This is a genomic window from Phycicoccus flavus, assembly GCF_004025965.2.
Classification (GTDB): Bacteria; Actinomycetota; Actinomycetes; order Actinomycetales; family Dermatophilaceae; genus Phycicoccus; species Phycicoccus flavus.
Genome location: NZ_SAYU02000028.1, coordinates 11,976 through 36,115, shown reverse-complemented (window position 1 = coordinate 36,115; position 24,140 = coordinate 11,976). Strand labels below are relative to the sequence as shown.

24 protein-coding genes are annotated in these 24,140 nt (G+C 75.2%); 7 read left to right on the top strand and 17 right to left on the bottom strand.

Annotated features, from left to right (window positions below; all coding sequences use genetic code 11):
* Positions 1–118: 118 nt before the first annotated feature.
* Positions 119–1,366 (top strand): glycoside hydrolase family 3 N-terminal domain-containing protein, encoded by a 1,248-nt coding sequence (locus EPD83_RS10105; protein ID WP_235950473.1) that lies wholly within the window; start codon positions 119–121, stop codon positions 1,364–1,366.
* A 46-nt stretch (positions 1,367–1,412) separates the two neighbouring features.
* Here EPD83_RS10105 and EPD83_RS10100 read toward each other — a convergent pair whose 3' ends face one another.
* Positions 1,413–2,861 (bottom strand): nitroreductase family protein, encoded by a 1,449-nt coding sequence (locus EPD83_RS10100; RefSeq protein WP_164896767.1) that lies wholly within the window; start codon positions 2,859–2,861, stop codon positions 1,413–1,415.
* Positions 2,862–2,934: 73 nt separating this feature from the next.
* On the opposite strand from EPD83_RS10100, the gene EPD83_RS10095 reads away from it, so the two are divergent.
* Entirely contained in the window at positions 2,935–4,641 is a 1,707-nt protein-coding gene (locus EPD83_RS10095; protein WP_165566546.1) for an FAD-dependent oxidoreductase, read from the top strand.
* A 21-nt stretch (positions 4,642–4,662) separates the two neighbouring features.
* Entirely contained in the window at positions 4,663–4,875 is a 213-nt protein-coding gene (locus EPD83_RS10090; RefSeq protein WP_165566545.1) for a DUF1877 family protein, read from the top strand.
* Between the two features lie 145 nt (positions 4,876–5,020).
* On the opposite strand, the gene tsaD is transcribed toward EPD83_RS10090, so the two are convergent.
* The 9 genes from tsaD to glmS all read right to left on the bottom strand — a co-directional run bounded on the left by tsaD (position 5,021) and on the right by glmS (position 13,877).
* Complete coding sequence (gene tsaD, locus EPD83_RS10085) at positions 5,021–6,064, bottom strand: tRNA (adenosine(37)-N6)-threonylcarbamoyltransferase complex transferase subunit TsaD (RefSeq protein WP_165566544.1); 1,044 nt, start codon at positions 6,062–6,064, stop codon at positions 5,021–5,023.
* On the bottom strand, positions 6,057–6,566 hold the full coding sequence (rimI, locus tag EPD83_RS10080) for a ribosomal protein S18-alanine N-acetyltransferase (RefSeq protein ID WP_322095781.1): 510 nt from the start codon (positions 6,564–6,566) through the stop codon (positions 6,057–6,059). Before rimI ends, tsaD begins: the two co-directional genes overlap by 8 nt.
* On the bottom strand, positions 6,563–7,234 hold the full coding sequence (gene tsaB, locus EPD83_RS10075; protein ID WP_128368420.1) for a tRNA (adenosine(37)-N6)-threonylcarbamoyltransferase complex dimerization subunit type 1 TsaB: 672 nt from the start codon (positions 7,232–7,234) through the stop codon (positions 6,563–6,565). The genes rimI and tsaB overlap by 4 nt, the downstream gene beginning before the upstream one ends.
* A complete protein-coding gene (tsaE, locus tag EPD83_RS10070) occupies positions 7,228–7,716 on the bottom strand; it encodes a tRNA (adenosine(37)-N6)-threonylcarbamoyltransferase complex ATPase subunit type 1 TsaE (RefSeq protein ID WP_235950471.1) in 489 nt (162 codons plus the stop codon). Before tsaE ends, tsaB begins: the two co-directional genes overlap by 7 nt.
* A complete protein-coding gene (locus EPD83_RS10065) occupies positions 7,713–8,876 on the bottom strand; it encodes an alpha/beta fold hydrolase (protein WP_165566543.1) in 1,164 nt (387 codons plus the stop codon). Before EPD83_RS10065 ends, tsaE begins: the two co-directional genes overlap by 4 nt.
* Positions 8,876–10,045 carry an alanine racemase gene (alr, locus tag EPD83_RS10060; RefSeq protein ID WP_128367670.1) on the bottom strand — a complete coding sequence of 390 codons (1,170 nt, stop codon included), beginning with the start codon at positions 10,043–10,045 and terminating at the stop codon, positions 8,876–8,878. The genes EPD83_RS10065 and alr overlap by 1 nt, the downstream gene beginning before the upstream one ends.
* A 139-nt stretch (positions 10,046–10,184) precedes the next feature.
* Positions 10,185–11,645, bottom strand: a complete 1,461-nt coding sequence (locus EPD83_RS10055; protein WP_128367669.1) for a bifunctional ADP-dependent NAD(P)H-hydrate dehydratase/NAD(P)H-hydrate epimerase — start codon at positions 11,643–11,645, stop codon at positions 10,185–10,187.
* Positions 11,642–12,004, bottom strand: a complete 363-nt coding sequence (locus tag EPD83_RS10050) for a holo-ACP synthase (protein WP_128367668.1) — start codon at positions 12,002–12,004, stop codon at positions 11,642–11,644. Before EPD83_RS10050 ends, EPD83_RS10055 begins: the two co-directional genes overlap by 4 nt.
* 13 nt (positions 12,005–12,017) lie before the next feature.
* Positions 12,018–13,877, bottom strand: coding sequence for a glutamine--fructose-6-phosphate transaminase (isomerizing) (glmS, locus tag EPD83_RS10045; protein WP_128366869.1), 1,860 nt, complete (start codon positions 13,875–13,877; stop codon positions 12,018–12,020).
* Positions 13,878–14,089: 212 nt separating this feature from the next.
* Between glmS and coaA the strand changes: the two genes are divergently transcribed.
* Complete coding sequence (gene coaA, locus EPD83_RS10040) at positions 14,090–15,079, top strand: type I pantothenate kinase (RefSeq protein ID WP_205859490.1); 990 nt, start codon at positions 14,090–14,092, stop codon at positions 15,077–15,079.
* Between the two features lie 78 nt (positions 15,080–15,157).
* On the opposite strand, the gene EPD83_RS10035 is transcribed toward coaA, so the two are convergent.
* From EPD83_RS10035 to EPD83_RS10025, 3 genes are all read right to left on the bottom strand, one after another.
* The gene (locus EPD83_RS10035) at positions 15,158–15,886 is read right to left on the bottom strand and encodes an aggregation-promoting factor C-terminal-like domain-containing protein (RefSeq protein WP_128366871.1); all 729 of its coding nucleotides are present in this window, start codon (positions 15,884–15,886) and stop codon (positions 15,158–15,160) included.
* Between the two features lie 160 nt (positions 15,887–16,046).
* Positions 16,047–17,387, bottom strand: coding sequence for a PhoH family protein (locus EPD83_RS10030; RefSeq protein WP_128366872.1), 1,341 nt, complete (start codon positions 17,385–17,387; stop codon positions 16,047–16,049).
* Positions 17,388–17,578: 191 nt separating this feature from the next.
* Positions 17,579–18,343 carry an isoprenyl transferase gene (locus EPD83_RS10025; protein ID WP_165566541.1) on the bottom strand — a complete coding sequence of 255 codons (765 nt, stop codon included), beginning with the start codon at positions 18,341–18,343 and terminating at the stop codon, positions 17,579–17,581.
* 164 nt (positions 18,344–18,507) lie between these two features.
* Here EPD83_RS10025 and trhA point away from each other — a divergent pair, with 164 nt between their 5' ends.
* The gene (gene trhA, locus EPD83_RS10020) at positions 18,508–19,224 is read left to right on the top strand and encodes a PAQR family membrane homeostasis protein TrhA (RefSeq protein WP_165566540.1); all 717 of its coding nucleotides are present in this window, start codon (positions 18,508–18,510) and stop codon (positions 19,222–19,224) included.
* A gap of 45 nt (positions 19,225–19,269) precedes the next feature.
* Here the strand turns inward: trhA and EPD83_RS10015 are convergent, their stop codons facing one another.
* Together EPD83_RS10015 and mca are read right to left on the bottom strand one after the other, a co-directional pair.
* Positions 19,270–19,557, bottom strand: coding sequence for a hypothetical protein (locus tag EPD83_RS10015; protein WP_128366678.1), 288 nt, complete (start codon positions 19,555–19,557; stop codon positions 19,270–19,272).
* Positions 19,554–20,492 (bottom strand): mycothiol conjugate amidase Mca, encoded by a 939-nt coding sequence (mca, locus tag EPD83_RS10010; RefSeq protein WP_128366679.1) that lies wholly within the window; start codon positions 20,490–20,492, stop codon positions 19,554–19,556. The genes EPD83_RS10015 and mca overlap by 4 nt, the downstream gene beginning before the upstream one ends.
* Before the next feature lie 94 nt (positions 20,493–20,586).
* Between mca and EPD83_RS10005 the strand changes: the two genes are divergently transcribed.
* Complete coding sequence (locus EPD83_RS10005) at positions 20,587–20,961, top strand: DUF4307 domain-containing protein (RefSeq protein ID WP_164896374.1); 375 nt, start codon at positions 20,587–20,589, stop codon at positions 20,959–20,961.
* A 220-nt stretch (positions 20,962–21,181) separates the two neighbouring features.
* Positions 21,182–21,670, top strand: coding sequence for a transcription elongation factor GreA (gene greA, locus EPD83_RS10000; protein WP_128366681.1), 489 nt, complete (start codon positions 21,182–21,184; stop codon positions 21,668–21,670).
* An 89-nt stretch (positions 21,671–21,759) separates the two neighbouring features.
* On the opposite strand, the gene EPD83_RS09995 is transcribed toward greA, so the two are convergent.
* Positions 21,760–22,770, bottom strand: a complete 1,011-nt coding sequence (locus tag EPD83_RS09995) for an alpha/beta hydrolase (RefSeq protein ID WP_128366682.1) — start codon at positions 22,768–22,770, stop codon at positions 21,760–21,762.
* Positions 22,771–22,798: 28 nt separating this feature from the next.
* Positions 22,799–24,115 carry a glutamate mutase L gene (locus EPD83_RS09990; protein ID WP_128366683.1) on the bottom strand — a complete coding sequence of 439 codons (1,317 nt, stop codon included), beginning with the start codon at positions 24,113–24,115 and terminating at the stop codon, positions 22,799–22,801.
* Positions 24,116–24,140: the final 25 nt, after the last annotated feature.

Below are 24,140 nucleotides of genomic sequence, written 5' to 3'. Positions count from 1 at the left end.
GGGACCGTCCACCCCTGCGGCCGGTCCCCGTCCGTCCACCCTCGGCCCGTGGCTCGTCGGCACCGGAAGACCACCCGCCGGTTTCGGGACGCGCCGGGCGGTGATCTAGCGTCGTGGGGTGACCTCCCGGACGCCCCGCCCCCGTCCCCGGGCCGCCGCCCTCCTCACCGGCACCATGGCCCTCGCGCTCGCCGGCTGCGCCGAGGGCGGGACCGGCGCCGCGCCGTCGACCTCGGCCCCCGGGACGTCGACGCCCTCGGCCACCGCGACGTCCGCCTCGCCCACGCCCACCCCCACGCCGTCGTGCGTCGAGACGACGCTGGACTCCCTCACCGAGAAGCAGCGGATCGGCCAGCTGCTCATGGTCGGCTTCGACACCAACGCCGCCCTCGACAGCCTCGACACGGCCATCGGCACCGACCACGTCGGCAACGTCATCTACCTCGGCGGCTGGGACGGCGCGGACAAGGTCACCGCCACCTCGGACCACCTCCAGGGCCTCGTGGACGACAAGGCCACCGGCGGGGTCGGGCTGCTCGTCGCGGCCGACCAGGAGGGCGGCGAGGTCCACCAGCTGCGCGGTCCCGGCTTCACCCAGCCGCCGTCGGCCAGCCAGCAGGCGCAGATGTCGTCCTCGGAGCTCGTGCGGGCGGCCACCGGCTGGGCGGAGGAGCTCAAGGCCGCCGGCGTCAACGTCAACCTCGCCCCGGTCACCGACACCGTGCCGGCCGACATCGGCACCGCCAACGAGCCGATCGGCAAGTACGGCCGCCAGTACGGCTCGGACCCGGCGACGGTGACGAAGGCGTCCCGGGCGTTCATCAAGGGCATGCGGGCCGGCGGGGTCGAGGCCACCGTCAAGCACTTCCCCGGCCTGGGGCGCATCCGCAGCAACACCGACTTCAGCGCCACCGGCATCACCGACGACACGACGACGGCGGACGACCCCTACCTGCGGCCGTTCGCCGCGGGCGTGCGCGACGGCGCGGGCCTGGTCATGGTCGGCTCGGCCATCTACAGCAGGCTCGACCCCGGCACCCCCGCGATGTTCTCCTCCGCCATCGTCACCGACCTCCTGCGCGGCGACCTCGGCTACGACGGCGTCGTCATCACCGACGACGTCAACGCCGCCGCCGTCGCGAGCACCCCGCCGGCCGAGCGGGCCACGAAGGTCATCGAGGCCGGCGGCGACGTCGTCCTCACCGGCGACGCGTCCGTGGCGCCCGAGATGGCGGCGGCGATCCGCAGCGCCGCGGACGAGGACCGCGGCTTCGCCCGCCAGGTCGACGCCTCCGTCGAGCGGGTGCTGGCCCTCAAGGACCGGATGGGCCTGCTCCCCTGCTCGAAGGGCGCCTCCCGCGGCTGACCCCCGCCGGCCCCGGTCCGGCGGGCGAGCACGGGTGGGCGGGACCTCAGCGGGGCCAGACGATGCTCACCTCGGCCGGCGAACCGGGCCCGCCGCTGCGCCTCGTCCGGTACTCGGGGACGCCGACGCAGGTCCACAGCAGCCCGGCCACGTCCTCACCCAGCAGCGCCCCGATGTCGCTGTCGCGGAACGTCATCCCGGACGCCCCGAGCCCGAGCGCCACGGCCACGAGGTGCAGACGCCCCTCGACGAGCCCGGCGTCCAGCTGCACCTCGCGGTAGCGGTGGTCGTCGACGGCGTCGAGGTCGACGCCCGAGACGACGACGAACGCGGCGTCCCCGGCCAGCCCCTGCTCCAGCGCGGCGCCGTACAGCTCGGCGCGCACGGTGTCCTCGTCGAGCGCCCGTACCGGCGCGTCCAGGTCGGGCCAGCGGTGGATACCGGTGGTGACCCCGTCGACGGCGCTCACCCCGACCCAGTGCGGGACGTCGACCCCGCGGGTGGCCACGGTCATCGCGTCGACGAGGGCGGCCCGCGGCACGGCCTCACCACGCCGCAGCCGGCGCATCGACCCCTTGCGCAGCACGACGTCCTCGACCGGGGCGTCCTCGGTGGACGTCACGAGGACGGGGGCGCCGCGGCGCCGCTCGGCCCCCAGGGCGACCCGACGGCCGGCCTGCTGCGCGTCGGTGACCAGCGGGAACACCAGGCCGTCCTCGTCGTACCGGCTGCCGGCGGCGTCGCCCGTCGGGTGCAGGGCGGGGTCGCCGGCCCCGAGGGCGACGACCGCCACCGGCCACTCGCGCACCCCGTCGGCGCCGACGAGCGCGCCGACCTCGAGGTCGGGGAAGGCGGTGAACAGGCGGGCGCCGAGCCCGGCGGAGTCGGCGGCCGCGAGCAGGTGCGACAGCATCGTCCCGGCGTCCCAGTACACGTGGCGGAAGCCGCGCTCCCGGTAGCGCCAGCCGGTGCGCCACGGCACCCCGGTGACGACGACGGCGGGCGCCTCGCCGGTCGGCGCCGGGCCGACGGTGACGAGCGCGTGCGCCTCGGGGTCGTACCAGTGCACCCCGGCCGGCAGCCCTCCGGCGTCGTCGCGCGGCACGGCGACGTAGAGCTCGAGCGGGAAGCGCGCCCCGGCCGACCCCGCGGCCCGGAACAGCTGGCGCACCCCGTCGCGGACCGTCGTGCGGGTCACCCCACCGGCGAGGAACAGCACCCGGGCCAGCGCGGCGAGGTCGGCCGGGGCGTGCGCGACGTCGGCCGTCCCGGCCAGCACGTCGAGGGCGGGCGCCGACGACCCCGGCAGGTCCGTCGGCAGGGCCAGGCGCGGCAGGTCGGCGGCGACGTCCGCGTACGGCATCGGCCGGTGCGCCTCGTCGTTCAGCGCGAACCCGCGCAGCACGCGCTCGTCGTCCAGCGGCTCGGTCCACTCCCGGTCGGGCTGGTAGGAGGTGAGCCGGTGCAGCAACCGGGTGGGCGTCTCGTCGCTCATCGCCCCATCCTGGACCGGGCCGGGGCCGACGACGCGGTTCTGCGACGGCGCCGGTGCGGCTTAGGCTCGTGACGTGACGGTCAGTCCCCCCGTGCCCTCCACCGCCCCGGCCATCGTCCTCGTCTCCGAGGAGCACGCCGACACCCTCCGCGAGGTCTTCTGGCGGTACTCACGCGAGTACGAGCTGCGGACGGCCACGTCCTTCCACGAGGCCTGCGAGGTGACGGAGCAGGTTCTCGCGCAGGGCCACCCGGTGGCCATGTTTGTGTCCGACTCGCGCCTTCCCGACGTCGACACCGTGCTGCGGGCGTTCGCCGAGTGGCGGACGCTCGTCCCGACGGCCCGGCGGCTCGTCGCCTCGCCCTTCGAGCGCTTCCTCGCCGACGCCCCCGGGCTGCGCGCCGGCATGGCCAAGGGCAAGTACGACGCCTTCCTCCTCATGCCGCGGGCCGACCGCGACGAGGAGTTCCACCACGCCGTCACCGACCTGCTCAGCGACTGGAGCTGGACGACCACCGACCCCGACGTCGTCGTCGCGAAGATCGTCGCGCCCGAGGGCGACCCGGTCGCCCAGCAGATCCGCGACTTCTTCGACCGGATGGGCCTGCCCTGCCGCGTCGCCACGCCGGACAGCGAGATCGGCCGGCACCTGGCCGACCACTTCCCCGCCGACGCCGGCTACCCGCGGGTCTGGGCGGTGAACCGGACGCCCATCGTCGCCACCTCGGTGCGCGACGTCGCCCGCTCCTTCTTCGAGACCGACGCCGAGCGCGAGCTCGACGCCCGGACCCGCACCGACGTCGTCGACGTCGCCGTCGTCGGCGGCGGCCCGGCCGGGCTGGCCACCGCCGTCTACGCCGCCTCCGAGGGGCTGTCGGCGGTCGTCCTCGACGGCAGCGCCATCGGCGGCCAGGCCGGCACGAGCTCGATGATCCGCAACTACCTCGGCTTCCCGCGCGGCATCTCCGGCATGCGCCTGGCGCAGCGGGCCCTCAACCAGGCGCTGCGGTTCGGCACGCGGTTCCACACCGGCTGGGAGGTCGACCGGCTCGTCGCCGGCTCGGGGGACGAGCCGCACCGGCTCGTCGGGGAGGACTTCGAGGTCTCGGCCCGCTCGGTCGTCGTGGCCAGCGGGGTGCGCTACCGCCACCTCGGCGTCCCGAGCGTCGAGGAGCGCGTCGGCCGCGGCGTCAACTACGGCGCGGCGATGTCGCTGTCGCGGGAGATGGAGGACCACGACGTCGTCGTCGTGGGCGGCGGCAACTCCGCCGGGCAGGCCGCCGTGCACCTGTCGCGGTTCGCCCGCTCGGTGACCATCGCCGTCCGGCGGCCGGCGCTGTCCGAGACGATGTCGGCCTACCTCATCGGCGAGATCGAGTTCAACCCGCGCATCAGCGTGGCGACGTGCACGCAGGTCGTCGAGGCCGGCGGCGAGCCCCAGCTGGAGTGGCTCGTCCTGGAGTCGACCGAGACCGGCGAGCGCCGACGGGTCCCCGCCCACGGGCTGTTCCTCCTGCTCGGCGCCGAGCCGCACTGCCACTGGCTGCCCGAGGAGGTCGCCCGCGACGAGCGCGGCTTCGTGCTCACCGGCCGCGACGTCCCCAAGGAGCGCTGGGCCGACGGCCTGCCGCCCGCCAACCTCGCGACGAGCGCGCCCGGCATCTTCGCCGCCGGGGACGTGCGGGCGGGCTCGATGAAGCGGGTCGCCGCCGCCACCGGCGAGGGCGCGTCCGTCGTCCCGCTCGTGCACGCCTACCTCGCCCCCGGCGACGACGCCTGACCCGCGGGTCGAAGGTCACCCATGAGCCTGGGCATGCACGTCGCGGTCACGGACGACGACGTCCGCGTGCTGCGCGACCTTAAGGGGGACGAGGTGGCTCTGGTCGAGCTCGTCCACGAGGAGGTAGAGGAACGTGACGACGGGTACGGCGTGGCGACCGACAAGGCGTGGGACCCCATCCATCGGAGCTCACCGACGGTCGCCTGCTCTTCGACAACGGCACCGACCCGTTGAACCTCGCGGTGCTCGGAGGCCGGTTGCTGACCAGCGGCGAGGACGAGATCGTGCTGCTGGTCGACCAGGACCGAGTGCCCGCCGTCGCCGCCGCCCTCGCCGATGTCACCGAGGTCGGGGTCGGGGTCGGGTGCTCAGGTGGGGGTCAGGCGGAGACTGTGGTGACCGGCATCGAGGAGTCGGCCGGGACGGCGAGGTCGGAGGCCGGACGGCCGCGCAGGACCATCTGGGCGCCGAGGGCGGCGATCATCGCGCCGTTGTCGGTGCAGAGCTTCGGACGGGGGACACGCAGCTCGATGCCGGCGGCGTCGCAGCGCTCCTGGGCCATCGCCCGCAGCCGGGAGTTGGCGGCCACGCCGCCGCCGATCTGCAGGTGCCCGACGTCGTTCGTGCGGCACGCGTCGACCGCCTTGCGGGTGAGGACGTCGGTGACGGCCTCCTGGAAGCTCGCGGCGACGTCGGCGACGGGCACCGGCTCGCCGGCGGCCTCGCGGGCGGCGACCCAGCGGGCGACGGCGGTCTTGAGGCCGGAGAACGAGAAGTCGAACCGGTGCCGCTCGGCGTCCCGGCCGCCGGTGAGGCCCCGCGGGAAGTCGATGACGACCTCGCCGTCGCGCGCCGCCCGGTCGATGTGCGGCCCGCCGGGGAACGGCAGCCCGAGGACCCGCGCGACCTTGTCGAAGGCCTCGCCCGCGGCGTCGTCGATGGTCGAGCCCAGGCTCCGCACGTCGTGGGTGACGTCGGGGACGAGGAGCAGCGAAGAGTGCCCGCCGGAGACGAGCAGCGCCAGCGTGGGCTCGGGCAGCGGACCGTGCTCGACGATGTCGACGGCGACGTGCCCGGCCAAGTGGTTGACGCCGTAGAGTGGCCGGCCGAGCGCCAGCGCCAGCGCCTTGGCCGACGCCACCCCGACCATCAGCGCGCCGGCGAGCCCCGGACCGGAGGTGACGGCGACGGCGTCGACGTCCCGCAGCGCCACGCCGGCCTCGCGGCAGGCCCGCTCGATCGTCGGGACCATCGCCTCCAGGTGGGCGCGGCTGGCGATCTCGGGGACGACGCCGCCGAAGCGCGCGTGCTCGTCGACGCTGCTGGCCAGGGCGTCGAACAGCAGCGTCTCGCCGCGGACCAGGCCGACGCCGGTCTCGTCGCACGAGGTCTCGATGCCGAGCACCAGGGGCTCGTCAGCCATCTCCGGCTCTCTCCCGTGACAACGTCTTCCGCAGGACGAGGGCGTCCGTGCCGTCCGGCCGGTAGTAGCCCCGGCGGCGCAACACCTCGGCGAACCCGCGCCTGGTGTAGAGCGCGAGCGCGGCCGTGTTGTCCGCCCGCACCTCGAGCATGAGGTGCTCGGCGCCGCGCGCGCCCGCCTCGTCCTCCAGCGCGTCGAGCAGCACCCCGCCGAGCCCGCGGCCCCGGTGCTCGGGCGCCACGGCCACCGTCATGACGTCGGCGACGTCACCGCCGTCGTCGAGCCCGGCGTAGCCCGCGACCTCGTCCCCGACGGTGAGGACGAGGTACTCGCGGCGCGGCCGGCCGGCGAGCTCGGACCACCACGACGCCTCGGACCACGCGTCGCCGGGGAAGAGCCGCGCCTCGAGGGCGGCCAGCGGTCCGACGTCGCTCCAGCGTGCGCGGTGCAGGTGCGCCGGCGGCACGCCCGGGGACGACGGGGCGGACGTCACGGCGGTCACCGGGCGGCCCGCTCGGCGGTGGTCAGCGCGTCGGGGCGCCGCAGGTAGAGCGGCTCGACCGGGGTGGGCACGCCCTCGGCCGCGCGCCGGACCGCCAGCGCGAGCAGGACGGCGGGGTCGACGTCGAGCACCCCGTCCACCGGCGAGCACAGGGCCTCGGGGTAGAGCAGCGGCCCGCGTCCGGCGGTGGGCAGCCGCCGGGCGTCCTCGGGGATCTCGGCGGCCGGGCCGACGGCGGGCCCGGTCAGCGCCCGGGCGCCGTCCTCCCCGCGGGCGTAGCGCGCCCAGTAGACCTCGCGGCGGCGGGCGTCGGTGGCCACGAGGACCTCGGCGACGTCGGCGGAGTCGGTGGCGGCCAGCGCCTGCTCGGCGAGGACGTCGAGGCTGCACACGCCGTGCACGGGCACCCCGAGCGCGTAGCCCATCGTCACGGCGGTCACGAGCCCCACCCGCAGCCCCGTGAACGGTCCCGGGCCGGTGCCGACGGCGACCGCGTCGAGGTCCGCCGGGGAGACCCCGGCCTCGCCCAGGGCCTGCTCGACGAGCGGCGCGAGGTGCTCGGTGTGCGCCCGGGCGTCGAGGCGCACCGCCGTCACCGGCACCTCCCCGGAGCGCCCGACGGCGACGCCGATGGCGGTGGTCGAGGTGTCGATCGCCAGGGTCAGCACGGCACACCGCCGAGGGCGGCCAGCGCCTGCGGGTCGTCCACCCACCGCCCGCCGAGCCCGGTGACCGTCGCGGTCCGGGCCTCGGTCTCGACGTCGACGTCGAGCACCACCTCCAGCCGGTCGGCCGACAGCCCCTCGACGAGCCCGTGGCCCCACTCGACGACGGTGACGCTGTCCTCGACCGAGGCGTCGAGGTCGAGGTCGTCCAGCTCGAGCGCCCCGCCCAGCCGGTAGGCGTCGACGTGGACCAGCGGTGGCCCGTCGACCGTCGAGGGGTGCACCCGGGCGATGACGAACGTCGGCGAGGTCACCGCGCCGCGCACGCCCAGCGCCTCCCCGATCCCCTGCGTGAGCGTCGTCTTGCCGGCGCCGAGGGTGCCGGTGAGCACGACGAGGTCGCCGGCGCGCAGCACCCCGCCCAGGGCGGCCCCGAGCGCGCGGGTGTCGCCGGGCTCGGGCAGGTCCACCCGCACACCGCTCACGACGCCCTCCCGCGGCCGGACGACGCACCCGAGCGGGCGCGGCGCTTCTTCGACATGTCCCGGACGGTGCGGCGCACCCGCGGCTTGTCCCCGACGGCGACCCCCTCGACGACGGCCCGCTGGGCGCGGCTGATGAGCGCCAGCAGCTGCTCGGTGACGAGCTCGGGGTGCTCGAGCATGATGATGTGCCCGGCGTCCTCGACGACGACGTGCTCGGCGCCGGGGACGTGCCGCACGATCTCCTCCGAGTGCGAGGCCGGGGTGATGAGGTCGCCCGCGCCGTTGAGCACGAGGGTCTCGACGCCGGTGAGCGGCCCGAGGAGCGGCGCGAGGTCGAGGGCGTCGATGTCCGGCAGGAACGCGGCCATGACGTCGAAGGGGGTGGAGAAGATCATCTCGGCGACGAGGTCGACCGTGGAGCGGCTGACAGGCGAGTCGAAGGCCCAGCGCGCGACGACGACGTCCTGGACGCCCTTGCCCATCCTGCGCAGCACGCCGATGGGTCCGGCGTGCCGCGAGAGCCGGGTGAGGACCCCGGGGCCCACGGACCCCACGACCTTGCCGACCATCGGGCCGAGCCCGAGCTGGACGACCTCGTGGCCGCCGGCGCTCGTCGACACGAGGGCGACGGCGAGCACCCGGTCGCGGACGAGGTCGGCGTGCCGGCCGACGAACGACATGACGCTCATGCCACCCATGGAGTGCCCGACGAGGACGACCGGGCCGCTCGGGCAGGTGGCCGCGAGCACCGAGGCGAGGTCCCGGCCCAGCCGGTCGACGGTGCACGCCGACAGGTCCGGCATCCCCGACCGGCCGTGGCCGCGCTGGTCGTAGGCGACGACCCGGAAGCCGGCCTCGACGAGGGCCCGGCGCTGGAGCACCCACGACTGCATGGTCAGGGCGAAGCCGTGCACGAGGACGACGGTCGGCGTCCGGCCGGCCAGGTGCCGACGGCTGCGGCTCGCGCCCCGGGGCGCGTCGATCTCGACGTGGAGGGCGACGCCGTCGTCGGTGGACACGGTGAGTGCCTCGGTGGGGACGTGCGTCCAGCCGGCCGGGCCGTCCGGGTCCGGGTGGGCCCCGCGGGTGCGGCGGACCCGGGCCCCGACGGACTCGGCGGCGGCCGCCCCGAGGGCGACGGCCTTGGGCAGCCGCGCCATCAGCCCGCCTCCCTGACGACGACGCGCGGCAGGCGGGGGCCCATCCGGGTGACGATCTCGTAGTTGATGGTCCCGGCGGCCTCGGCCCAGTCCTGCGCGGTCGGCTCGCCGTCGGCGCCGACCCCGAGGACGACGACCTCGTCGCCGGCGGCGGCGTCGGTGTCCGGGCCGAGGTCGACCATCACCTGGTCCATGCACACCCGGCCGGCGACCCGCTCGCGGCGGCCACCGACCTGCAGGGGTCCGCGGTTGCCGGCGTGCCGCGGAATGCCGTCGGCGTACCCCATCGGCACGAGGCCGAGGACGGTGTCGCGCTCGGTCGTGTACTCGTGCCCGTAGCTGACGCCCTGCCCGGCCCGCGCCCGCTTGACCAGGGTGAGCCGCGCCGTCACCCGCATTGCCTCCCGCAGACCGAAGTCGGCCGGGGCGCCGAGGTCGGGCACCGGCGAGAGGCCGTAGACGGCGAGGCCCGGCCGGACGAGGTCGAGGTGCGCGTCGGGGTTGGTCAGCGTGGCGGCGGAGTTCGCGAGGTGCCGCAGCCGCGGGTCGACCCCGGCGCGCCGGAGCTCGGCGACGGCGTCGGCGAAGCGCTGCTCCTGGGCGCGGACGGTGGGGTGCTGCGGGGCGTCGGCCCAGGCGAAGTGCGACCAGGTGCCGGTGAGCTCGACCGCGCCCTCGGCGACCGCGGCGGCCAGGGCTCGCGTGAACTCCGTCCAGTCGGTGAGCACCCCGCCGCGGCCGAGCCCGGTGTCGACCTTGGCCTGCACCCGGGCCGGGCGCCCACGCTCGCGGGCGGCGTCGACGACCGCGGCGAGGCTCCAGGCGCTGCCGACGGTGACGTCGACGCCCGCGTCCACGGCGGCCCCGACGTCGCCCTGCGGCGGGTAGATCCAGGTGAGGACGGGAGCGTCGATGCCCGCGGCCCGCAGCGCGAGGGCCTCCTGCAGCTGGGCCACGCCGAGCCAGGCGGCCCCACCGGCCAGGGCGGCCCGGGCGGCGACGAGGAGCCCGTGCCCGTAGGCGTCGGCCTTGACGACGGCCATGACCTGCGCCGGCGCGGCCCGCTGCACGAGGGCGGCGACGTTGGCGCGGATGGCGGCGGCGTCGACCGTGACCCACGCCGAGGCCCCCGCCGTGGCGGGTGCGGGGGCGGACTGGGTCTGCGTCATGGGCCGGACCAGTCTAGGTGTCGGCGTGTCGCCCGTCCGGCAGTGGGCGACCGGCGTGCCCGTCCGGCCGGTCCTGCCCTCCGAACGTGTGTGAACACGCCGGTCTTCTCCGGCGTGTTCACACACGTTCGCGGGAGGGTCAGGGGTGGCGGCGCAGGAGGGCGGCGACGGTGGCGGGGACGGCCTGCGCCACCGCGAGCGCGCGCACCGGCCCGCCGGGGTTGGCCCGGTCGGCGGCGACGCCGTGCACCAGCGCCCCGAGCGCCCCGGCCTCGTCGGCGGGCAGCCCGCCGGCCACGAGCGCCCCGAGCAGCCCGGCGAGCACGTCGCCGGCCCCGGCGGTGGCGAGCCACGCGGGCGCGTCGGACTGCGACCACACCGGGGCGCCGTCCTCGGGCGGGACGACGAGCGTCGTCGACCCCTTGAGCAGCACCGTGGCGCCGGTGAGCCCGGCCAGCCGGCGGGCGTGCTCGAGCGGCGCGTCCTCGACGGCCGCGCGCTCGACCGGCGCGTTCCCGAGCCGCGTGAGCAGCCGGGCGCACTCCCCCGCGTGCGGGGTGAGCAGCGTGACCCGGCCGGCGCGGCGGCGGATGACGGCGGCGTCCAGCAGATCCAGGCCCCCGGCGTCGAGGACCACCGGCTCCTCGCCGGCCAGCGCGTCGCGCGCCACGTCCAGCTGCGCCTTGGACCCCGCCGCCCGCGAGGCGGTGTCCAGCCCCGGTCCGACGACCCAGGCCTGCACCCGCCCGGGGCCGTGCGTGGCCTCGGGCACGGCCGCCCGGACCAGCCCGTCCGGGGTCGGCGTGCCGACGTACCGGATCATCCCGACGCCGGCCTCGGCGGCCGCGGTGACGCACAGGACGGCGGCCCCCGTGTACGACTCACCCCCCGCGACGATCCCGACGACGCCGCGGCCGTACTTGTCGTCGTTCGGTCCCGGCACCGGCCAGACGGAGGCGACGTCGTCGTGGTCCAGGCGCCGCACGACCGGCTCGCCCTCGGCCGCGACCCCGATGTCGACGACGGTGAGCAGCCCGCAGGCGGGCTCGGTGGCGGGCAGCAGGTGGACGGGCTTCGCGAGGGAGAACGTCACCGTCTCGTCGGCGAAGACCCCCGCCTCGTCCAGCGTGCCCCCGGCGGGGTCCTGCCCGGACGGCAGGTCGACGGCCAGCACGTAGGCGCCCTCGGGCACCGCGGCCACCCAGGCGGCGGCCCAGTCCGGCAGCCCCGGTCGGGCCCCGATGCCGAGGACGCCGTCGAGGACGAGGTCGGCCTCGCCGAGCATCCGCGCGTCGGTCGTCAGCAGCACCCCGGCGGCCTCGGCCGCCTCCCGGGCGCCGTCGTGGACCGTCTCGTGGTGCACGGCGACGGCGGCGTACCCGGCCTCGGCCAGCCGGGCCAGCGCGTAGAGGGCGTCGGCGCCGTTGTTGCCGGGGCCGACGAGGGCGGCCGCCGACCGCCCGTCGCGCTCCTCCAGCCGGGCCGCGGCGACTCCGGCCAGCCCTTCGACCGCGCGGGCCATGAGCTCGCCGTCCTCGAGCGTGGCCATGAGCGCCTTCTCGGCGGCGTAGACCGCGTCCGTCCCGAACGCCTCGATCATCGCGGCTCCTCCCGTTCGGCGACGACGACCGCGGAGGCGATACCCGCGTCGTGCGAGAGCGACACGTGCACGCTCGTGATGCCGAGCGCCTGCACCTGCGCGGCCACCGTGCCCCGCAGCACGAACTCGGGGCGCCGGCCGTCGCCCCGGTGCACCTCGGCGTCGTGCCAGGCGAGACCCACCGGGGCGCCGAGTGCCTTGGCCAGCGCCTCCTTGGCGGCGAAGCGGGCGGCCAGGGAGTTCAGCGGCAGCGCGCGCTCGGCGGGGGTGAAGAGCCGCTCGGCCAGCGCCGGGGTGCGCTCGAGGGACGCGCCGAAGCGGGCGACGTCGACGACGTCGATCCCGACGCCGACGATCACCGGGGGACCCGGCTCACTCGACGGTGACCGACTTGGCCAGGTTGCGCGGCTGGTCGACGTCCAGGCCCTTGGCCGACGCCAGGTGCAGCGCGAAGACCTGCAGCGGGACGACCGCGAGCAGCGGCGCGAGCATCGGCGAGCACTGCGGGATGCGGATGACCTCGCTGGCGAACGGCACGACGTCCTCGTCGCCGTCGTGGGCGATGACGATGGTGCGCGCGCCGCGGGCCCGGATCTCCTGGATGTTCGACACGACCTTCTTGTGCAGCTCGTGCGGGGTGTCCGGGCCGGGGACGACGACGAACACCGGCTGCCCGGGCTCGATGAGCGCGATGGGCCCGTGCTTGAGCTCGCCGGCGGCGAAGCCCTCGGCGTGGATGTACGCGAGCTCCTTGAGCTTCAACGCCCCCTCCAGCGCCACCGGGAAGCCGACGTTGCGGCCGAGGAAGAGGATGGCCCGGCTGTCGGCCATGAACCGCGCCATCTCGACGACGCGGTCCATCCGCCCGAGCAGCTCCTCGACCTTGTCCGGCATGTCGCGCAGCTCGGTCATCACCGACTTGGCGTCGTCGGCGTAGGTCTCGCCGCGCAGCTGCGCGAGGTAGAGGCCGAGGACGTAGCAGGCGGTGATCTGGGCCAGGAAGGCCTTCGTCGAGGCGACGGCGATCTCCGGGCCGGCGTGGGTGTAGAGCACGGCGTCGGACTCGCGCGGGATGGTCGAGCCGTGGGTGTTGCAGATCGAGAGGGTCAGCGCCCCGAGCTCGGTGGCGTGCTTGACGGCCATGAGCGTGTCCATCGTCTCGCCGGACTGGCTGATCGACACCACGAGGGTGCGCTCGTCGACGATGGGGTCGCAGTACCGGAACTCGTGGGCCAGGCTCACCTCGACCGGGATCCGGGTCCAGTGCTCGATGGCGTACTTGGCCACGGTGCCGGCGTACGCGGCGGTGCCGCAGGCGACGACGGTGATGCGGTCGATGTCGCGCAGCCGCTCCTCGGAGATGCGCAGCTCGTCGAGCACGAGCTCCCCGTCGTCCTTGGTCCGCCCGAGCAGCGTGTCGGCCACGGCGTGCGGCTGCTCGTGGATCTCCTTCTCCATGAAGGTGTCGTAGCCGCCCTTCTCGGCGGCCGAGGCGTCCCAGGTCACCTCGTAGGCCTTGCCCTGCGCGGGCTGGCCGTCGAAGCCGACGACCTCGTAGCCGTCGGGGGTGATGGTGACGATCTGGTCCTGGCCGAGCTCGACGGCGTGCCGGGTGTGGCCGATGAACGCCGCGACGTCGCTGCCGAGGTAGTTCGCCTCGTCGCCGACGCCGACGACGAGCGGGCTGTTGCGGCGGGCGCCGACGACGACGCCGGGCTGGTCGGCGTGCACGGCGAGCAGCGTGAACGCGCCCTCGAGCCGCGCGACGGCGGCCCGCATCGCCTCGGTGAGGTCGCCCGTGCGGTCGTACTCCCGGCCGACGATCTGCGCGGCGACCTCGGTGTCGGTCTCGGAGCGGAACTCGGCGCCGTCGGCGAGGAGCTCCTTCTTCAGGGCGTGGAAGTTCTCGATGATGCCGTTGTGGATGAGGGCCAGCCGGTCCTCGCGCCCGCCGAGGTGCGGGTGGGCGTTGCCGTCGGTCGGCCCGCCGTGGGTGGCCCAGCGGGTGTGGCCGATCCCGGTCGCCGCCGGCGCCATCGGGTGGGCCGCGAGCGCCGAGCGCAGGTTCTCCAGCTTGCCCGCCCGCTTCTCGGTGGCGACGCCGTCCGGGGTGACGAGGGCGACGCCGGCCGAGTCGTAGCCGCGGTACTCCAGGCGCGCCAGACCTTCCATGACGACGTCGAGCGCCGTGCCGTCCGTGGTCCGGCTCACGTAGCCGACGATTCCGCACATGCGCGCCAGCGTAGCCCGTGGGCAGGGCCCCTCCCGGACGCCCCGCGCCGCCGCCCCGGGCCCAGCGGGCGCCCCCGCCGGGGCCGCGCTGCGGCACCGGCCCGCGACGCCGCGGACGCCCTCCGCCGCCGGGGGACCCGACCCGTGCGCGACGGCGGGGTGGCGGGGTGTCGCGCCCTCCCCACCGGGCCCCGGGCGGGCGCGGTGCGATGATGTGGCGCGTGACCGCGGCCGAGGAGGCGATCGCGCGTCTCCTCGGCGGAGACGGCGCGCTGCCCACCCCCTACGTCGAGCTCGACCGCGACGCGTGGTCGCGGCTGCGCGAGAACCACCCGATGAGCCTCACCCAGGACGACCTCACCCGCCTGCGGGGTCTCGGGGACCGGCTGGACCTGCGCGAGGTCGAGGACGTCTACCTCCCGCTCTCGCGGCTGCTGCACTTCTACGTCGAGGCCGTCCACGGGCTGCGGCTGGCCACGAGCGAGTTCCTCGGCGACCGGCCCCGGCGCGTGCCCTTCGTCGTCGGCGTCGCCGGGTCGGTGGCCGTCGGCAAGTCGACGACCTCCCGCATCCTGCGCGAGCTCATGTCCCGCTGGCCGCACACCCCGCGCGTCGAGCTCGTCACCACCGACGGGTTCCTCTACCCCAACGCCGAGCTCGAGCGCCGGGGCCTGCTGCAGCGCAAGGGGTTCCCCGAGTCCTACGACCGGCGCGCGCTGCTGCGGTTCGTCGCGGACGTCAAGTCCGGGATGCCGGTGGTCCAGGCCCCGCAGTACTCCCACCTCACCTACGACGTGCTGCCCGAGCAGACCGCGATCCACCGCCCGGACGTGCTCATCGTCGAGGGCCTCACCGTCCTCCAGCCGCCCGGGGTCCGCGCGGACGGCGGCTCGGCGGCCGCGGTCTCGGACTACTTCGACTTCTCCGTCTACGTCGACGCCCCGCTGACCGACGTGCGCCAGTGGTACGTCGAGCGCTTCCTCCGCCTCCGGGAGACCGCCTTCGCCGACCCGCAGTCCTACTTCCACCGGTACGCGGGCCTGAGCGACGCCCAGGCCCGCGAGACCGCCGCCGGCATCTGGGCGGCGATCAACGAGCCCAACCTCGTCGAGAACATCCAGCCCACCCGCGACCGGGCGACCCTCGTCCTCACCAAGGGCCAGGACCACGCGGTGACGCGAATCCGGCTGCGCAAGATCTGAGCCCGGAGACGGGACGACGCCCCGGACCGGGCGGTCGGGGCGTCGGGGGCGGGAGCGCCGGGAGGCGGCGGCCCGGGCTCAGTACCAGTGCGGCGAGCGGGCCTGCCACTGGTCGAGCGCGTTGCACGGCGTGCCGTACGAGCTGCGAATGTAGTCCAGTCCCCAGCGGATCTGGGTCACCGGGTTGGTGCGCCAGTCCGAGCCGGTCGAGGCCATCTTCGAGGCCGGGAGGGACTGCGGGATGCCGTAGGCGCCGGACGAGGAGTTCGCCACCCACCAGCGCCAGTCGCTCTCGCCGATCCACAGCTGGTCCAGGCACGGCCACTGCTCCTGGCCGAACCCGTACTCCGGCAGGAGCATCTGCGCGACGGCCTTGGGGTCGGCCTGGGCGTTGCCGATGATCCGCTCGCGCTCGGCCGCCCGGGCCGCACGCTCCTCCTCGGCCTGCCGCTTCTTGGCCACGGCGGCGGCCTTGGCCCGCTCGGCCTCGGCGGCCTGCGCGGCGACGACGGCCTTCTGCGTGTTCGTCGCCGACCGGTCGGCGGCCACGCGGACGTCGTCGGCGGTGGCCAGACGGACCTCCTGGGTGGAGGTCGTCGTCGTGTGGTCGTCGACCGCGAGGGTGAGCGGGGTGTCGGCGTTCGCCGTGTCCTCGAGGTTGCCGTTCATCGCCATCGCCCCGACGACGGCCGCCGCCACGAGACCGGTGGAGACGACGGGCTTGCCGACCGACGCCAGGGCACCACGGCCGGGCGCTCGACGAGGAGCGGCGTGGCGCGGGGCGTGACGAGGCGTGTAGCGAGCCATGGGAACGGGGGCGGGGCCTTCCGGGTGGGGTGGGCCGGGGCGTGCGAGAGACGCGCCGGTCGTTACGGAATCGAGACCATACTGTAGGGGGAACCGCGCGCGGGTCGAAATGCGGACCTGAGCGAACGCTCAGCCGATGCGCGGAACCGCCTGTCGGCGGTCAGATCTCGATGCCCTCCAGCAGGTCGGTGACGAGGGCGGCGATCGGGCTGCGCTCGGACCGGCTCAGGGTCACGTGGGCGAAGAGCGGATGACCCTTGAGCGCCTCGACGACGGCGACGACGCCGTCGTGCCGGCCGACCCGCAGGTTGTCCCGCTGCGCGACGTCGTGGGTCAGCACGACCTTGGAGTTCTGCCCGATGCGCGAGAGCACGGTGAGCAGGACGTTGCGCTCGAGGCTCTGGGCCTCGTCGACGATGACGAACGCGTCGTGCAGGCTGCGCCCGCGGATGTGGGTGAGCGGCAGCACCTCGAGCATCCCGCGGTCGAGGATCTCGTCGACGACCTCCCGCGAGACGAGCGCCGAGAGGGTGTCGAACACGGCCTGGCCCCACGGGTTCATCTTCTCGGCCTCGGAGCCCGGCAGGTACCCGAGCTCCTGGCCGCCGACGGCGTACAGGGGCCGGAAGACGACGACCTTGCGGTGCTGGCGGCGCTCCATGACGGCCTCGAGCCCGGCGCACAGGGCGAGCGCCGACTTGCCGGTGCCGGCGCGCCCGCCGAGGCTCACGATGCCGACGTCGGGGTCGAGGAGGAGGTCCAGCGCGATCCGCTGCTCGGCGCTGCGGCCGTGCAGGCCAAAGGCGTCGCGGTCGCCGCGGACGAGGCGCACCTGCTTGTCGGCGCCGACCCGGCCGAGCCCCGAGCCCCGCGGGCTCATGAGCTTCAAGCCGGTGTGGCACGGCAGCTCGGCGGCCTCGACGTTCTCCAGCCGGCCGTACTCGTAGAGGTGGTCCATGTCCTCGACGCTGACGTCGAGCTCGGCCATGCCCGTCCAGCCGGAGGCGACGGCGAGCTCGGCGCGGTACTCCTCGGCCTCGAGGCCGCAGGCCGACGCCTTGACCCGCATCGGCAGGTCCTTGGAGACGACGGTGACGAGGCTGCCCTCGTTGGCGAGGTTGCGGGCGACGGCGAGGATGCGCGTGTCGTTGTCGCCGAGCCGGAAGCCCGCGGGCAGCGAGGTCGGGTCGGTGTGGTTGAGCTCGACCCGCAGCGTGCCCCCGGCGTCGCCGATGGGGACGGGGGCGTCGAGCCTCCCGGCGCTGACGCGGAGGTCGTCGAGCATCCGCAGTGCCTGGCGGGCGAAGTAGCCCAGCTCGGGGTGGTGGCGCTTGGCCTCGAGCTCGGTGACGACGACGACGGGCAGGACGACCTCGTGCTCGGCGAAGCGGTTGATGGCCCGCGGGTCGGACAGGAGGACCGAGGTGTCGAGGACGAAGGTCCGCCGCGGCTCCTCCCCCGCTGCTGGCGTGCTGCCTGCCGGTCGCGTGCTCGAGGCCATCTGCGCTCCCTGGGTGGTCGGTGAGGAGGAACCGTGGGATCGACGCTACGACCGCCCGACGCCGACGCGGCGCAGTGGCCCGTCGGCGTGTCGAGACTCGTGTGACTCGTGTGACGTCAGGTGCTCGTGGGGGCAAATGTCACCCGTTCGACACACTCCCCGTCGCCCCTCGACCCGGGGACCGACCGGCGTCAGGCCCCGAAGCGGCGGTGGCGCTCGCCGTAGGCGCGCAGGGCCCGGAGGAAGTCGACCTTGCGGAAGTCCGGCCAGTACGCCTCGCAGAAGTAGAACTCGCTGTGCGCGCTCTGCCAGAGGAGGAACCCGGAGAGGCGCTGCTCCCCCGAGGTGCGGATGACGAGGTCGGGGTCGGGCTGACCCTTGGTGTAGAGGTGCTCGGCGATGTGCTCGACGTCGATGACCTCGGCGAGCTCCTCGATGCTCGTGCCGCGGGTCGCGTGCTCCTGCAGCAGGCTGCGCACCGCGTCGGCGATCTCCCGCCGGCCCCCGTACCCGACGGCGATGTTGACGAGCATGCCCTCGACGTCGGCGGTCCGCTCGGCCGCGCCCTTGAGCCGGGCCGCGGTCCCGGCCGGCAGCAGGTCCAGGGAGCCCACGGGGTGGATGCGCCAGCTGCCCGTGGCGGCGAAGGAGTCGACGACGTCCTCGATGATGCCGAGCAGCGGGCGCAGCTCGGCCTCGGGGCGGGTCAGGTTGTCGGTCGAGAGCAGCCACAGGGTGACGACCTCGACCCCCACCTCGTCACACCAGGCCAGCACGTTGCCGATGTTGTCCGCGCCCGCCCGGTGCCCCTCCTCGGTCCCGGCGCCGCGACGCTTGGCCCAGCGGCGGTTGCCGTCGACGAGCACCCCGACGTGCCGGGGCACCGGGCTGGACCCGAGCTGGCGGGTCAGGCGCTTGGCGTACGCCGCGTAGAGGACGTCCGTGACACGCCGCATCGGCCCGGGCCCTCCCGCTCGCTCGTCGTGGCCACGTCCGGGGCCGGACGCCGCGGCTCCACGCTACTCCCGGCACCCCGGTCCACCCCGGGAGCGGATGTGCGGGTCCTGTGGAGAAGCGCCGGGGGCTCGTAACCTACGCTCGCGTAGGTTACGCTGGCTCGATGGAGGCCCCGGACCAGCACCCCCCGCCCGCCGCCGGCCCCCCCGAGCCGGCCGAGACCCTCGTCGGCGCCGCGATCCAGCAGGTCAAGCCCCATCTGCGGGGCTGGCTCCACGCCGGGATGACCCCGCTGGCGCTCGCCGCCTCCGTCGTCCTCGTCGTCCTCGCGACGACGACCACCGGCAAGGTGTCGGCCGCGGTGTTCGGCACCACCGCGGTCCTGCTCTTCGGCACCTCGGCCGTCTACCACCGCGGCACGTGGTCGCCCCGCGTGGCGACGGTGCTCAAGCGCCTCGACCACTCGAACATCTTCCTCATCATCGCCGGCAGCTACACGCCGTTCGCGCTCATGCTGCCGTCCGGCCAGGCCCGCACGCTCCTCGTCATCGTGTGGAGCGGAGCGCTGCTCGGCGTGCTGTTCCGGGTGTTCTGGACCGGCGCCCCCCGCTGGCTCTACACGCCGGTCTACGTCCTGCTCGGCTGGGTCGCGGTCTTCTACTTCGGCCCGCTGCTCGAGCACGTCGGCGGCACCGTCATGACCTGGGTCGTCGTCGGGGGTGTCCTCTACAGCCTCGGCGCCCTCGTCTACGGCACCAAGCGGCCGGACATCTCCCCGCGCTGGTTCGGCTTCCACGAGGTCTTCCACGCCCTCACGGTGCTGGCCTTCACCGCCCACGTCGTCGCCGCGTCGCTCGCGCTGACGGCCACCGCGGCCTGACCGGCGTCCTTTCCCGGTCCGGGTGACCTCCGGGACGCCTGGGGCTCAGCCGCGCGGACCGGGCGGCTCGTCGCCGCGGAAGGCGTCGCCCTCGTCCCGGGGCTGACCGGACGCCTCGGGCTCGGCGGGCTCGTCGGCCACCGCGTCCTCCGGCCCGGCCTGCGGCTCGTCCCGGCCGCGGCGGGCGGCCTGCTGCCGGTAGGACATCCGCCGCATCCGGTCGTTCATGTTCCGCATGAGGAACCACAGGGCGAGCGCGAGCAGCGCGAAGGCGACGAAGGCGAGGAAGCCGGGCAGGGCCGAGGTGGTCCCCGCGTCGGCGGCGCCGTTCACGCCGCGCGCTCCGTCCGGGTGTCGTGGGTGAGCCGCAGCCCGTCCGAGGTCGCGAGGGCGTCCGCCTCGGACACCTCCGCCGGGATCCCCGCGAAGAGGTCGTCCTCGCCCTCGGCGATCGGGACGTAGGAGGCGGCGGCCTCGTACTCCTCGACCGACCAGACCCGCTGCTGGATGTCGCGGCCGACCTTGAAGAAGTTGCCGTCCGGGTCGACCTGCGTGGCGTGCGCGAGCAGCGCGGCGTCGCGGCGGTCGAACCAGTCACCGCACTCGACGCGGGTCGTGACGACCCGGTCCTGGCGCTCCCACTTCTCGAGCCACTCGCCGTACGGGCTCTCCTGGCCCAGCTCGGTGAGGGCGGTGTGGAAGGCCTCGATGCGCGCCCGGTTGAACGTCTGGTTGTAGTAGAGCTTCAGCGGCTGCCAGGCCGGTCCGGCGTCCGGGAAGCGGGCGGGGTCGCCCGCCGCGGCGAACGCGGCCACCGACACGTCGTGGCACATCACGTGGTCGGGGTGGGGGTAGCCGCCGTTCTCGTCGTACGTCGTCATCACGTGCGGCCGGAAGCGGCGGATCTCGCGGACGAGCGCCTCGGTGGTGACCTCGAGCGGCGCGAGCGCGAAGCACCCGTCGGGCAGCGGGGGCAGGGGGTCGCCCTCGGGCAGGCCGGAGTCGACGAACCCCAGCCACGAGTGCTGCACGCCGAGGATCTCCTGGGCCCTGGCCATCTCCAGCCGGCGGACCTCGGCGAGGTCGCGCAGGATGTGGACGTCGTCCTGGAGGCGGGGGTTGAGGATGCTGCCCCGCTCGCCGCCGGTGCACGACACGACGAGGACCTCGTGGCCGGCGTCGACGTACTTCGCCATCGTCGCCGCGCCCTTGCTCGACTCGTCGTCCGGGTGCGCGTGGACGCACATGAGCCGGAGCCGTTCGGACATCGCGGACCCTTCGCTGCGGTGGGCTCGGGGCGTCCCCGAGAATGGACCGGCGCCATTCTGTCACCCGGCGCCGACCGCCGACCGAGGAGCACCCGTGCCCCTGCCCGACCCCCGCGACCCCGCCGGCCGCCGGACGCTCCTCGGCGTGCTCGCCGTCGTGCTGGCCGTCGCCGCCGTCGCCTGGTACGGCTGGACGAGCACCGCCGGGCAGGTCCGCCCCACCGTCACCGGGTACCAGGTGGGCTCGGACTCCCGCATGACCCTCGAGTACGACCTCGTGCGGCCCGAGGGGGTCGGGGTCACCTGCCGGGTCAGCGCCCTCGACGGCGGCAAGGGGCGCGTCGGCACCGTCACCGACGACGTGCCGGCCGGGGCGTCGGTGGTGCACCGCGTCGTCGAGGTCCGCACGAGCGCCCGGGCCGTGACCGGCGTCGTCGAGTCCTGCGTCCGCGACGCCACCACGGGCTGAGGACCGCCCGCGACGGTCGCCGGCGACGGCGGGACGGGCCCCACCCCCCGCGAACGGGTGTGCTTCCCGGGACGGCCGTTGCTAGACTGCTGGCTTCACGTTCGGGTCCGTGCCGACGAGAGCGCCGAGAAGAGGCGGTCGGCCGGGCCCGTTGCCGTATGACCCTCGGCGCCACCCGCGAGGGTCCGGCGCCCCACGCACCAGCAGGAGTCGACCACCGATGACCGAGACCACGACGAACCAGAGCTACCTCACCCAGGGGGCCTACGACCGTCTGAAGTCCGAGCTCGAGGAGCTGTCGGGCCCGGGTCGCACCGAGATCGCCAAGCGCATCGAGGCCGCCCGCGAAGAGGGGGACCTCCGCGAGAACGGCGGCTACCACGCGGCCAAGGAGGAGCAGGGCAAGATGGAGGCCCGCATCCGCCAGCTCACCCAGCTGCTCGAGAACGCCATCATCGGCGAGACGCCGAAGGACAACGGCGTCGTGGAGTCGGGGATGGTCGTCACCGTCGAGATGTTCGGCGATCAGGAGGAGTTCCTCCTCGGCTCGCGCGAGATCACCGACTCCTCGATGCAGGTGTTCTCCGAGAAGTCCCCGATCGGCGAGGCCGTCAACGGTCACAAGGTCGGCGACACCGTGAGCTACGAGGCGCCGAACGGCAAGGAGATCGAGGTCAAGATCCTCGGCGCCACGCCCTACACCGGCTGAGTCCCCCCGGCACGTGACGACGGGCCCGGTCCTCCCCCCGGAGGTCCGGGCCCGTCGTCGTGCGGGCGGTGGGGGCGCACCGCCCCCGGTCAGCGCAGCGCGTCCAGCAGCACGGGGTAGGTGACGTCGACCTGCCCGGTGCGCTGTCCGACGTCGACGACGTCGTGCGGCAGGTCCAGGTCGGCCGGGAAGGTCTCGGTCCGGACCGTGGCACCGCGCTCCTGCCAGCGCTGCGCGAGCCGTGCGGTCTCGCCGTTGTCGACCTGGGTGTCGGCGTCGTTGGTGACGACGACGACCTCGGTGGTGCGCGGCGCCTCCACCTGCGAGTCCTCGATGACCTCGCGGCCCAGGCGGAACATCTCCGCCGCCCCCGCCGGGGACTCCCCCGCGTAGGAGTGGTCGAGGGTCGGGTCGGTGTGGACGACGAAGTGCGGCAGCCGGGAGAACAGGTTCGGGAACCACCAGTCGACGATCCCCGGCATCCGGTGGAGCGTGAGGGCCGGGGCGACGAGCACGGCCCGCCCGACCTCACGGTGCTGCGCGGTCCAGGCCGCCGTCGCCCCACCCATCGACAGCCCCAGCACCCGGACCTCCTCCCCCAGCCCGGCGGCGATGTCCACCGAGGCGTCCGACCAGTCGCGCATCTCCTCGGCCGTGAACGCGCCCGCGAAGGACACGTCGCCGATCCGCTGCCCGTCCGGGGTCGCGCGCCCGTGCTCCGGCGCGCGGAGCACGACGACGTTCATCCCCTCGTCCCGCAGCGTCTCGGCCATCTCGCGGAACTGGCGTGGGCAGTTGGTGAGGCCGTGGAAGAGGACGACGGCCACCTCGGTCCGGGCCCCGGTGTCGTACAGCGCGCTGCGGCAGGGCTCGAAGACCCCGAGGGCGGTCTCGTCCTGCGCCCACTCCTCGAACCGCTCCTGGGCCTCCTCGTACGACGACGCCGGCCGCGCGTCGGCCGCGTGCAGGTCCTCCAGCGGCACCGGCCAGGAGGCGATGGCGACGAGGATGACGAGGACCAGGGCGAGCGCCAGCCCGGCGACGTGCAGGGCGGTCCGCAGCGCGCTGCCGCGGGGGTGCACCACGCGGCCGGCGTCCATGCCCGGGAAGGCTAGTGGTCCGGGCCCGTCAGGACCAGGGGAGCAGGGTGGCCGCGAGGCGCCGGGCGGCGGCCGGGCGGACCTCGGCGAGCAGCCCGACGGCCATGAGCACGTGGTCGCCGTCGAGCACCGTCCGGGCCCGGTCCGGCACGCGCCAGCCGCCGCCGTGGTCGGCGAGGACGGCGCCGCCCACCCGGTCGGCCGTCGCCGGGTCGGCGTGCCGCAGCACCCCGCCGGAGCCGACGACCAGGCCCACGTCGGCCAGCGGTCGGGGCCGCTCGCCGGCGGCGGCCGGGCGTCCGTGCCGCCGGACCGCGACGGTCACGGCCGCGGTGGCCAGCGCCTCCTCGGCCGCCCACTCGGCCGCCGTCGCCGCGACCCGGCCGGGGTCGGCGGCCACGGCGCCCGCCCACCGGGTCGCCGTGCCGTCGAGGGGGATGCCCTCGCGGGCGGCGGCCTCGAGCACGCCGAGGGCGTTCCAGCGCATCCCGAGGTCGGCCTCGACCGTGCGCGCGTGCCACAGGGTGCCGACGACCTCGCGCCGCAGGCTCGCGTCCTCGCCCTGCGGGGTGAGCACGGAGTAGACGTCCGTCGTCGCTCCCCCGACGTCGACGACGAGCACGTCGCGGCCGGCGACCTCGGCGAGGACCTCGACCCCGCGCAGGACCGCGTCCGGGGTCGCGGCCCGCACCAGGCGGGCGAACCCGCGGCCGCGGGAGAGGCCCTTGCCGCCGATGACGTGCTCGAGGAACACCTCCCGGATCGCCGACCGGGCACCGTCCGGGACGACCTCGCCGATGCGGGGCAGGACGTTGGCGGTGACGACGTGCCGCCGCCCCGTCGACCCCAGGACGGCGGTGACGTCGGGGGCCGCGTCGGCGTTCCCGGCGACGACGACGGGGGCGGTCACGCGCGTCCGCGCCAGCCGGCCGGCGTTGTGCCGCAGGACGTCGGCGTTCCCGCCGTCGGTCCCGCCGACGAGCAGGACGACGTCCGGACGGGCGGCCCGCAGGGCCGCGACGTCGGCGGTGCTCATCGCCCCCGAGGCGACGTGCACCACCCGGGCGCCGGCCGACAGCCCGACGCGGTGGCCGGCCTCGGCGGTGACCTCGCGCTCGTAGCCGACGACGGCGAGCCGGAGCCCGCCGCCGGCGCTGGAGCACACGAGGACGTCGCCGGCGGTGTCGGTCCCGCACAGGGCGGCCCGCACCGCGTCGACGCCGTCCATGACGTCGGTGCCGACCGTCGTCGGGTGCGACGCCCGGCCGAGCAGCGTGCCGTCCTCGCCGATCAGGAGCCCCTTGGTGAAGGTCGACCCCACGTCGACGATGAGGACCGCACCCACCCGCCGAACCCTAGTCCGCGGGCGG

Coding starts and splice junctions, on each gene's coding strand:
- EPD83_RS10100 (WP_164896767.1), bottom strand. CDS start 2,861: ATGAGCGACGAGACGCCCACCCGGTTGCTGCACCGGCTCACCTCCTAC.
- EPD83_RS10090 (WP_165566545.1), top strand. CDS start 4,663: ATGAGCCTGGGCATGCACGTCGCGGTCACGGACGACGACGTCCGCGTG.
- tsaD (WP_165566544.1), bottom strand. CDS start 6,064: ATGGCTGACGAGCCCCTGGTGCTCGGCATCGAGACCTCGTGCGACGAG.
- EPD83_RS10065 (WP_165566543.1), bottom strand. CDS start 8,876: ATGGCGCGGCTGCCCAAGGCCGTCGCCCTCGGGGCGGCCGCCGCCGAG.
- alr (WP_128367670.1), bottom strand. CDS start 10,045: ATGACGCAGACCCAGTCCGCCCCCGCACCCGCCACGGCGGGGGCCTCG.
- EPD83_RS10055 (WP_128367669.1), bottom strand. CDS start 11,645: ATGATCGAGGCGTTCGGGACGGACGCGGTCTACGCCGCCGAGAAGGCG.
- glmS (WP_128366869.1), bottom strand. CDS start 13,877: ATGTGCGGAATCGTCGGCTACGTGAGCCGGACCACGGACGGCACGGCG.
- coaA (WP_205859490.1), top strand. CDS start 14,090: ATGTGGCGCGTGACCGCGGCCGAGGAGGCGATCGCGCGTCTCCTCGGC.
- EPD83_RS10035 (WP_128366871.1), bottom strand. CDS start 15,886: ATGGCTCGCTACACGCCTCGTCACGCCCCGCGCCACGCCGCTCCTCGT.
- EPD83_RS10030 (WP_128366872.1), bottom strand. CDS start 17,387: ATGGCCTCGAGCACGCGACCGGCAGGCAGCACGCCAGCAGCGGGGGAG.
- EPD83_RS10025 (WP_165566541.1), bottom strand. CDS start 18,343: ATGCGGCGTGTCACGGACGTCCTCTACGCGGCGTACGCCAAGCGCCTG.
- trhA (WP_165566540.1), top strand. CDS start 18,508: ATGGAGGCCCCGGACCAGCACCCCCCGCCCGCCGCCGGCCCCCCCGAG.
- mca (WP_128366679.1), bottom strand. CDS start 20,492: ATGTCCGAACGGCTCCGGCTCATGTGCGTCCACGCGCACCCGGACGAC.
- greA (WP_128366681.1), top strand. CDS start 21,182: ATGACCGAGACCACGACGAACCAGAGCTACCTCACCCAGGGGGCCTAC.
- EPD83_RS09995 (WP_128366682.1), bottom strand. CDS start 22,770: ATGGACGCCGGCCGCGTGGTGCACCCCCGCGGCAGCGCGCTGCGGACC.